Source organism: Alkalibaculum bacchi, from assembly GCF_003317055.1.
Taxonomy (GTDB): domain Bacteria; phylum Bacillota; class Clostridia; order Eubacteriales; family Alkalibacteraceae; genus Alkalibaculum; species Alkalibaculum bacchi.
In genome coordinates this window covers 46,698-54,997 of the sequence record NZ_QNRX01000019.1, presented here as the reverse complement: position 1 = coordinate 54,997, position 8,300 = coordinate 46,698, and the positions used below count along the sequence as shown (strand labels likewise).

8 protein-coding genes are annotated in these 8,300 nt (G+C 30.7%); all 8 read left to right on the top strand.

The features are described from left to right. Nucleotides 1-2,493: pLS20_p028 family conjugation system transmembrane protein (locus DES36_RS14925; protein ID WP_207657469.1), on the top strand; the 2,493-nt coding region annotated here is incomplete at its 5' end. 17 nt (nt 2,494-2,510) lie between these two features. Beyond that, the gene (locus DES36_RS12520; protein WP_113921551.1) at nt 2,511-2,786 is read left to right on the top strand and encodes a DUF5592 family protein; all 276 of its coding nucleotides are present in this window, start codon (nt 2,511-2,513) and stop codon (nt 2,784-2,786) included. Between the two features lie 28 nt (nt 2,787-2,814). Continuing rightward, entirely contained in the window at nt 2,815-3,444 is a 630-nt protein-coding gene (locus tag DES36_RS12515; RefSeq protein ID WP_207657468.1) for a hypothetical protein, read from the top strand. A gap of 16 nt (nt 3,445-3,460) precedes the next feature. Beyond that, complete coding sequence (locus DES36_RS12510; RefSeq protein WP_113921549.1) at nt 3,461-5,380, top strand: VirB4 family type IV secretion system protein; 1,920 nt, start codon at nt 3,461-3,463, stop codon at nt 5,378-5,380. 23 nt (nt 5,381-5,403) lie between these two features. Then, on the top strand, nt 5,404-6,498 hold the full coding sequence (locus tag DES36_RS12505; protein ID WP_113921548.1) for a bifunctional lytic transglycosylase/C40 family peptidase: 1,095 nt from the start codon (nt 5,404-5,406) through the stop codon (nt 6,496-6,498). A 28-nt stretch (nt 6,499-6,526) separates the two neighbouring features. Beyond that, complete coding sequence (locus tag DES36_RS12500) at nt 6,527-7,165, top strand: hypothetical protein (protein WP_113921547.1); 639 nt, start codon at nt 6,527-6,529, stop codon at nt 7,163-7,165. 24 nt (nt 7,166-7,189) lie between these two features. Continuing rightward, a complete protein-coding gene (locus DES36_RS12495; RefSeq protein ID WP_113921546.1) occupies nt 7,190-7,456 on the top strand; it encodes a DUF5513 family protein in 267 nt (88 codons plus the stop codon). 4 nt (nt 7,457-7,460) lie between these two features. Further along, on the top strand, nt 7,461-8,291 hold the full coding sequence (locus tag DES36_RS12490) for a coiled-coil domain-containing protein (RefSeq protein ID WP_113921545.1): 831 nt from the start codon (nt 7,461-7,463) through the stop codon (nt 8,289-8,291). Nucleotides 8,292-8,300: the final 9 nt, after the last annotated feature.

Here is an 8,300-nt window from a genome sequence, read left to right as displayed (position 1 = left end):
ATAAAACTAGCTTATGTTGTTGTTTCATTTTTAGAAAGTTTAATCCCTGAATCTTTAAGCTTATTGAGCTTTTTAGATGATGCAGGTATGCAAGGAATTCTTAAAGCAGTTATTAATGACTTAGTAGTTGTTTTAATGATTTTAGTACTAGTTTATCTAGGATTTAAAACCGTTATTGCAAAAAATCCACCAAACTTTAAGTCTATAGGTGTAAATATTTTTATTTCTGCTTTTCTAATCTTAGGTATGCCTACGTTAATGAACACTATGCAGGACATATCTTTAGAGTTTTATGATGCAACGCAAACAGGAATGAATAATCAGCAAGTATCTAGTTTATCTTGGGGACTGATTCAGGATAATACAGCCGATTTACTTTATGTTTCTAATCAAGGCTTTGACTTAATTAAAAATAATTCACAGAGCACAAATCCTAAGAATGCACTAACACCAGCAATATTTAAGTCTGCAAATATGGCTGAAGTAATTACCCCAAAAACAATTAAAGAAATTGATAATCCACAATTAGAACATCTCCAATACCAATTATCAAATGATGGCCAAGGTAATATGACAGCCATTAAGATCGAGGATAGTTTATTGTCTCCTTTTTCAGATCTATTTGACGAAGGGTATTTTAGATATTCATCTAAGTTTATGCCGATTATAGTTGGATTAGGTGCTCTACTTGTTTCATATGCATTTACTGTATTTGTGCTTATTACAACCGTTATAGAGATTGGTTTCAAAAGAGTAGTTGGTTTATTTGTATTTGCTATAGATTTAGAAACAGGAGAACGTACAAAGATGGTAGTACAGGACATTGGAAATGCCTTTTTATTAATAGCCTTTACAGGCCTAAGCTTAAAAATGTATACCTTGTTTCTCTCTTTTTTATCAAGTTCAAATGTAAACCCTATCATTTATATAGTTGCGATTGTATCGGCAACATTTGTTTTGATTAAAGGTTCTAATACAATCATGAGATACTTTGGTGTTGATGTGGGACTAAAAGAAGGATTTGGTCAAATGGCAGCAGCTTTTGCTCTTGGCCGTGGAGCATCTAACATGGCTAGGGGATTAAAGAATCTAGGCGGAAAATCTACTTCTGAAAATAATATGGAAAACTTACCAGGGCAAGAAAGTAATACGTTAAATAATCTAAATAGCGATAGTGGACTTAAAAAGAGTGTTAATTCAGCAGGTAAATCTTTCGGTTATGCGAGAAATCGTGGGTTTAGTGGTATGGCAGAAGACGCAGTTAAAGGAACGGGAGAGAAAATAACTGGTGGAATTAAAAATAGCGTTAATTCTATGAAAGATCAATGGAGTGATGGAATAGAACAAGGAGAAGCGAAAGGACAGGCGAATCAAGAAAAGTGGGATAATAGGAAGTCTAAAAATCAAAGTATAAATGATTCAAATAGCAAAAATGCTTCAGATAATATTGCGGAAATGAAAGCGTTTGATAGTGGAATTGTAAGTCCAGCTTCTTATAAAGAGAATCCTTCACTAGAAAACAAGACCTCAATTAACAGTCAGAAATCGCCACAGAGGGCAAGAATGGGGCAAATTAGCCAAGAAAATGATTCGCAGGGGCAAACGGACACCAATCTTAATAAAAACGGTAATTCATTGCAAAATCAAAGTAATGAAGATGTTTTAAGAAAAATGAGATTTGAAGATGCTATAAAGCCTGGGAGTATGGATACCACTGGAAATATTAAAATGAAACCCGATATAGTTAGTAGTGGAGAATTAGGAAAGCCTGCATCAGCATCTATTTCAGAAGGTAAAGGAATTAATGACGTTACTACTAAGCAAATAGACATTTTAGCAAACACGAAAACAAATTCTCCTATTGGAAGTACAAACCAGAGAGTTAATCAAGTAGTAGATAATAAAAGTAATATTCCTAACCCTGTTGAACAAAAAATAAATACATTACATAATCCAGGACAAGCAAAACAAAGCATTATTCAAGAAGTGCAAAAAGATTCTTTTAATTCTAATGATATAAAACAAAGGGTATTGCAAGACGCTCAAAGTTCTAATGTAGCAACACCACAGCAATTAAAGCAAAATGTAGAGCAAATATTTTCAAAATCTAGTATACCAAGTGAAGTGCAAAGTTCTGTTCAAAAGATTATCCAAGAAGTTGAGTCTAATGGTTCTTATCATCCAGAAGAAGTGAGGTCTAAAGTAGTACAAGAAATAGAAAGAGCTTCTATAGATAGTCCTTCTTTAAAACAAAATGTCATTCAAGATATTGAAAAGGCATTTAAGGCAACTCCAGAACAAGAAAAACAAAATATTAAGCAAAGTATAGAACAGGTAATTGAAACAAAAGAACGTCAGAATGTCACAAGTACGACACAACAAGAAGTAAAACAGAAATCTTCAGGATACTTTGGAGCTTTGCTTCCTGATGATTTAAAAATTGAACAAGTTGCTAGGAAGGGAAATCGTTTTAAAAAACTGATTAAGTCATAGAAAGGGGTAAGGAGGAAATGTATAAAAATCCTAAAAATACAAGGCAAGAAATAAAGTTATGGGCATTTTATTTGCTTGATATTGCAATTGTAGCTGGAATGCTTCTTATAGCAAATAATATAAGTAAGATTATTCCGTTAAGCCCTAGTATGCAAATATTTTACTACATTTTTTCAGCTTGTTTTGGTGTTTTTCTTTGTATGAAAACAACAAGCCATCCAATAGATAGAAATCTAAATATATTATTTTATATATTTAGAATGGATAGAAATAAATATCATTCAATTGATTAATTATTTATAGAAAGGAATAGATGAAATATTGAAGGTAACTGAAGTTAAAAATCCAAAAAATCAAGGAAATATCTTAATTGATGTTTTGTTTTCTGCATTTAAAAGTAATGATTTGCCAATGGTTGATATTATTCCATATAAACGAATCACAAAGGAAGGATATTTAGTTGATAAAGAAAATGCGTATCAAGCTTTTATAAAAGTAAAGACAACTGACCTTATTTCTATGAATATGAGTGATTTAAATAGGATGATTAGTCAGTTGACAAATTTATGCAGAATATACACAGAACCTATAAAAATTCTATCAATGACATACTCTACAGAAACGATAGAGCAGCAACTATTTTGGAAAAATAAAATAAATGAATATCGTAAGATGTTATTATCTAGCAATATAACAAATTCTGAATATGAGCGTTATGAAGTAATGATTAAACTGGCCACAGATAACTTGAGAAGGGTAAATTGGGTGGAGGATTCATTATCTGAATTAACTTTCTTTATAGTGGTATATGGTAAAAATGAGAAAGAAATAGGAATACATATAAGAGATTTAATTCGATTAGGAGGAAGACAGTTTGATTTACAACAACTTAAAGATAAAGATCTAGAAAATATATTATTTCGGTTAAACAATATGAACACAAAAATGTAGGTGGAGATGGAAAAATATGAAATTAAAAGAGAAAGAAATAATAAAACTTAAAGAAAAAGGTTATGATCTTGATTTTGTTTCAAGAATTCAACCAAAGGGTGGAATTAGGTTTAATGAAAAATACATTACTACAGGAGATGGATATGTAGGATGCTTACATATTTATTCCTTTGCAGAAGATGTGTCAAGTTTATGGCTTACAAATCTAATGAATATTGAGAACACAGTGGCAACATTAGATGTAGGGACAGCAAATAAAGAGGAGGTCTTAAGAGATGTAAATAGATCGATATCTGAACTACGAGATCAATCGGAAACGGGCAGAAGTACAGTAGATAGGGACGATGCAAATTATGAATTAATGAATTTAAGAGAGTTTGCTCACAGGATTACACAGAATGGAGAAATTATGAAGATTGTACATTTAAGAATCTTTTTCTATAGTTTCTCACTAGAAGAATTAGAAAAAAGCATGGGAGATACAAGAAAAGAATTAAATGGATTAAATCATAAAGCAACTGTTTATTTATTTCAGCAAAAACAAGAATGGATGTCTTTATTTACAAGTTACGAACAACAAATAAAAAATAATACTAGATCAGGAATTATCCTTCCATCTTCATCTATAGGTGGAGGGATTCCTTTTCACCATCAAGCGTTAAAAGATCCTAGGGGAATTTATTTCGGACAAACATCTACTGGTGGACCGTTTATATTAGATCCTTTTTACTCAACAAGAACTAGACGATCATTTAATGGATTCGTATTAGGTAAAATGGGTTTTGGTAAGTCTACATTTATGAAACAATTAGAAGAAGGTTTGGTTGCTAGAAATTGTTTTATTAGGGGATTTGACAAGGCAAGAGATTATTATGATTTAGTGAAATCTCAGGGCGGAAAAATCATTGATTTGAGTGGAGGTAATGGTAGTGGAATTATTAATCCTTTAGAAATATTTGCTACTAAAACAGATGAAAATGGAGAACGAGTAGATGAGTACGGATCTTTTATGCAACATTTATCAAAAGTTTCAAACATGATCCGATTTTTAAATCCAACTATAACAGATATTGAGGTAACAGAGTTTAAGGGCTTATTAAGGAATTTTTATATATCAATAGGAATATTAACTCCTGATTATATAAGCAATCCTGAGAAGGTAAAAGTCACAGGATTAAAACCTCACAATTATCCCACCTTAAGTCAATTTAGTACATACCTTCATAAAGTTCAATACAAAAACCCAACTCCACAACGTGTAAGAACACTTGAAACTATTCAGATAATGGTTAGTGAAATGGTAGGACAATATGCACCATTGTTTGATGGACATTCTACCATTGAAAACTTCGAAAATGAACAAATAGTATTCTTTGATATTGATGGTATTTCACAACTTGACAAGGAAGTTTTTAATTGTCAACTTTTCACAGCATTAACTCTTATCTGGAATCATGCCTTAAAAAACGGTAGAAAAATGAAGCGACTAAAAGAAGAGGGCAAAATTAATTATGAAGACTTAAAATATTTCATGGTTCTTCTTGATGAATGTCATAACATTATTAATGCGAATAATTTATTTGCAGTTGAGTATGTAGTTTCCTTTGAAAGAGAAATGAGAAAATTTAGTGCAGGAGTTTTCTTTGCAACTCAATCTCCGAATGAAATTTTACCTGAAGGGGCCAGCGACAAAAGTGTTGCAACTATTAAAACAGTGTTTGAATTGACACAATACAAAGTGTTTCTAAATCTAGATAATTCTGTTATGGGTCGAATGAGAGAGGTCTTGGGAGATTCATTAACACAAACAGAATATCAAATGCTACCAGAATTAAAGACAGGTCAAGCAATAGTACAAACATCATCTAATGAATCCTATACCGTAGCTTTTGATCCTGAAAATGAACAGTTAGAAAGGTTTAAAGGTGGTCAATAAAAATTAGAAAAGGATGCGGATAAATGCAAAATAATATTGCAGTAGATTCTATTAGAAGATATAAGAAATTTAAAAAATTAAAGATTTTTCTAGGCTTGCAAACACTCATTATAGTGTTTGCTTTTTTGATGTTTCTTCTCTTTATTGGAATGCTTTCAAGTGCTTCTAAGAATAAAACTAGTGGAGCAATTGCAAATATAAATTTATCAGAAACAACTTTACAATGGCAGGATGAAGTTATAAGAGAAGCACAAAAGCAAGGAGTCCCTGAGCTTGTTCCATATATTATGGCCATTATAGAAGTTGAGTCGAAAGGTACTGGAACAGCAGATATTATGCAATCTTCAGAAAGTGCAGGTTTAGGGCGAAATGGCTTTGATAATCCGTTAGATAGTATAGAACAGGGAATAAAGTATTTAAAAAGTGCTATGACATTGGCATTATCTTCAGGATGTACTGATGTTTGGGGAACAATTCAAAGCTATAATTTTGGAACATCTTATGTTTCATATTTGGGTTCAAAAGGAGCAAATCATTCAATAGAAGTTGCAGAAGATTATAGTAAAAAAGTAGTTGCACCAAGTTTAGGAAATCATACAGGAGCAATTTATTCTTACGTAAACGCTGTGTCTCAATCATATGGAAAAACTTATTTATATCGTAATGGCGGAAATTTCTTTTATGCAGATTTAGTAAGACAATATGTGATTTTAGGAAGTACCGACATACCAATGGGAAATGAGATATTTCAATCAGTAATGGAAGAAGCTTTAAAGTATGAAGGCAATCCATATGTTTGGGGTGGAGACACTGCATCAGTAGGTTTTGATTGCTCTGGACTTACTCAATGGGTCTATAGAACAGCTGGAATAAGTTTACCAAGGACAGCTAAACAACAATGGGGTGCAACAGTAGAAGTGTCATTAAAAGATGCACAGCCAGGAGATTTAATTTTCTTTAAAGGTACTTATGGAGGACCACATCATATTAGCCACGTAGGGATATATATTGACGAAACAAGAATGTATGATTCCAATAATGGTGGAATTGGTTATCATTACTGGACAAGTAATTATTGGGCATCACATTTTGATTCTATTAGAAGAATAGTAAAATAATTTAAATTTATGTAAAGGATTTTGATAAATGAAAAGTTATAAGTCAAATAAAAAGATTACTTTAATAGTTACTAGTTTTTTAGTTGTTTCAGTTGTTTTAAATGGTGTGTTGTTCTCGCATTTAATAAAACAAGAAGATTCAATAAAAAGACAACAAGAGACAATAAACAAGGAAAAAGAGGATACTATTTTAAGCTTGCAGAAGGAAATAAAAGAATTAAAAAACAAAACTGATAAAAGTACTTCAGAAAGTGAAAAGGGATCTTCTGAGACAGAATTAGAAAAACAACAAAGATATAAAAATGTAGCAAATGAATTTGTAAATGCTTATTTGAATTATGATACTAATAATCTTAGTGAAAGAAGAAAAAAGATTTTAGAAATTTCTACAGAAGATTTAGGGAATAAAGTAGCACCTGAAGTAACGGATCCAGGAGAAGCATTAAGTTCTGATCCTGTTTTCACATCCCAAGTAAGTGATATGAAAATTTATGTTGCAGCATTAGGTGATGGATTAAATAGCGGTGAAATATTAGCAGATGTTAAATATATTGTAAAGGGTAGTGAGGGAGAAACAGCAACAAGAGCATTTATTAATTTAAAGTTATTGTCAAATGCTAATGAGAAAATTCAAGTGATAGATTTTGAATATTATCCTATTAATTAGAAATGGGAAAGGATAATTTTGATTATGATAACAATTGATTGCTTGATTCCTAAACATGATTACTCTGAAGATGACTGTTATTTAATTTTTTACCATAACGAAAAGCCTACTGTGACAAGGGAAATTAAAGCGGAATGGTTTGATCTTAATTATGGAGAAAAGGTTTTATGGCTACTTATACGAGAATACATAGATAAACAAACAGGTAAGACTAGATACAGAAATATTAAATATAAAAACATAGATAAAAATGTTAAAGTTGTACGTAAAAAAGGAAGAAAGGATTTTTAGATATATGGTAAAGAAGAAAAAGTTTCGTATCTCATTAGGACAAAAGTATTTGCTTATTATGGGAATATTTATTTTTGGTTTTTTAACTATATTTATATCTCCAGCGTTTACTGGGAAATCATATTCATATGAAGAAGTACTATTAAACGAATATCAGACATTAAGTAACAATATTCAAATAGCTCTTACAAAAAAAGAATACAATCCCGAAAAAGAAATTATGAGATTAGATTTTTCCATGAAAGAAATAAGTTCAAATTCTTCACTTTCAAATATTACATATGAAATATCAAGCAGCTATATTGAAAGCAGAGAGCCACTTAGTATAGAAAGTGTACGAGTAAATGATAATTACATTATCGCAATAATTAAAAATGTTCCTGAAGACTTTTCTATATTATCCGTGACTATAGTTCCTAAGTATATTCACCCCGATATTGAAAAGAATGATGATTTAAAAGATAGATCCATTAAAATGTATGTTAATGAATCGGATAAGATTATAAATACAGATATAAAAATTGAAGATAAAGAATACTACGAAAAAGAATATATCCTTTTTCAGCAAGAATCAATAAAGAAACAAATTAAAGCTAATAAAGAGAAAATACAAACACAAAAATTAGCAATAAGTGAATTAAAGAAATCTATTAGTAATATAGAAGATGATCTAGTTTATCAAACAGAAGAAGAATTAGTAGAGTCAACGACTCAAATAAACACTCATGTATCTAATATTAACCAGTATCAAAAAGAAATAGAAACCTTACAAAATGAGAACATGCAGCTAGAAGAAAAAATCAAATTACTAGATGAAAAGATGCGTTCTATTTAATGATAAAAG